This window comes from Lactobacillus xujianguonis (assembly GCF_004009905.1).
Classification (GTDB): Bacteria; Bacillota; Bacilli; order Lactobacillales; family Lactobacillaceae; genus Lactobacillus; species Lactobacillus xujianguonis.
This window is the reverse complement of record NZ_ML136930.1, coordinates 1-1,984: the sequence shown is the minus strand read 5'-3', so window position 1 is coordinate 1,984 and position 1,984 is coordinate 1. Positions and strand designations below refer to the sequence as shown.

Below are 1,984 nucleotides of genomic sequence, written 5' to 3'. Positions count from 1 at the left end.
ACTTTATTTCTATGTTGCCCAAATGTATTCAAAATGCGTTAGAAGAGCCCGCCTAAAAACTAAATTAGGCATAACAAAGCCGGATCCCATAAGGAATCTGGCCCGTTTTAGTGCTTTCAACTTTCAGAAACTAACTATAAACATAAATAAATCCTAATGTTTAAAGATATTTAATAGTTTTGTAATTATTCTCTCTTTAACTCTCTTCAAAGTCCTCAACGGAATCCCATACTCCCGTGATACAGCCACCATAGACTTGCCACCAAGCATGTGCTCACAGAAAACCACTCGTTCACGTTCATTCATCTTAGCTATTTCACGTTTGATGACTAATAGATTATCCCAATCTTCCATTTCAAAGAGCTGTGCAGCTTCTTCAATTCCAGTTCCATGTTCACTGATCCGTTGAACTTTTCGCAATTCATCAATCGTATGCCAGAGAATTTTGTTAAAGCTGAGTTTATCAACTTCTTTGAGCGATTTCTTAGAGTGTTTTTCTAGCATTTCCGCATAGATCATCACGCCTTCTTGGAAGAAGTCCTCATAGCTATCATAGTGAGGCCAGACGTGCGCTGCTTTCAATGCTCCAGCAATCAATCGCTTGTTTTCCCAAGCGGCAATAAAGTTTTCTTTACTAATTTTCATAATGTGACATCCTTTTTGTTTATGTCACAAGCGCTTGTGCACTATTAATTTAGCAAGATTATTCCTCTGAGAAAAAACGAAGTTGATGCGGCTTAGTGGGCACTAGAATGGGATTCTTGTGATAATAAAAATAGCTGTTTCTCTAAGGATGCAGACATAGCAATACTCAGAGGATTCAAACTTCAGTTGAAAAAAGACACTAAAAAACGCAGATCATTATGATCTGCGCTATTTATTTGCTTAATAAGTAAATTTGCTTCTTTTCGATTTACGAATGAAGAACTGAATCTCATAATCTAGTAATTCCAGATTCTGATCTTTGGTAAATGCTTGAAAAGAAGTCCTGATAAAGTGGTCAATGATCAGCTCGGCAAGCTCCACAATTAATAATGGATCATATTTAGTAACTGAACCGATTAATTCTTTATCCTGAAGAATTGACTTTCGCTTAGGATTACATTCACACCATAGAAGCTGTCGTAAATGTTGCCAAGCAGAAATGTGAACCAAGTGATTATGGCGAATACTTTCGATTAATCGTCGTTCAATATTTCTTAAGACTTTGTTGAAGACAATGTTGTAAGTAAGACCCTCAAGCTTAACTGTTGAAAAGCTCAACTTAGCTGACTTTGGTGTTACCTTGCAGTTATACTTCTTGATGAAATGCAAGGCCACCCAGTCAGAGTTATCTCGACTGTTCCCTTTCAGCGAGAAGAAAGCTACTCTACCTAGAGAAATCACATGATATCGCTTATACCCAAGGGTTCCAGCAAAATGATTCTGTAATTTCATACCACCAATAGTATAGTCACGCAATAACTGATTAATCAGTTGTCTAGTCGACTGCGTAGTTACAATGAATTGTCCATCCTTATCTAAGACCACGGTTCGATACTTATCTTTGATCGGATTCTCGTGGTAATTGAAAATAGCTAGCAGTGAATCTAACTTAAATTGATACCGATTATCAATTTTTATTAAATTAGAATACTCTTGCATTTTTTCAACAAGATGACGGATATGTTGTTTCTCAATTAAACGGTATTTGGGTTGCTCAAAACCGATTGAGACGAAAATATCGTTCATGATTTCAACTCCCTTATTAATTATTTATCCAATATTAGGATATTAATAATTTTAACAATATATAAGTAACTTAGCTATACTATTTTATTTATAGTAGCATTAGTGTTTACTTGTAGTTTGTATAAGTATACAAAAAAGACAGATCATTACGATCTGTCTTTTTCTTATCGATTAGCGTTAGCCGCTACATCTTTAGTTGTTAAACTTCTGATTAACGGAAGTTAGCTACCTTGATGTATTGGTTCTTACCGAT

The 1,984-nt window shown here is 35.4% G+C and carries 2 protein-coding genes; both read right to left on the bottom strand.

Translation table 11 applies throughout. The annotated features are described in order from the left end of the window. Nucleotides 1-153: 153 nt before the first annotated feature. Entirely contained in the window at nucleotides 154-645 is a 492-nt protein-coding gene (locus EJK17_RS11125; protein ID WP_103662711.1) for a sigma-70 RNA polymerase sigma factor region 4 domain-containing protein, read from the bottom strand. Nucleotides 646-885: 240 nt separating this feature from the next. Beyond that, nucleotides 886-1,731, bottom strand: coding sequence for a hypothetical protein (locus tag EJK17_RS11120; RefSeq protein ID WP_103662710.1), 846 nt, complete (start codon nucleotides 1,729-1,731; stop codon nucleotides 886-888). Nucleotides 1,732-1,984 lie beyond the last annotated feature (253 nt).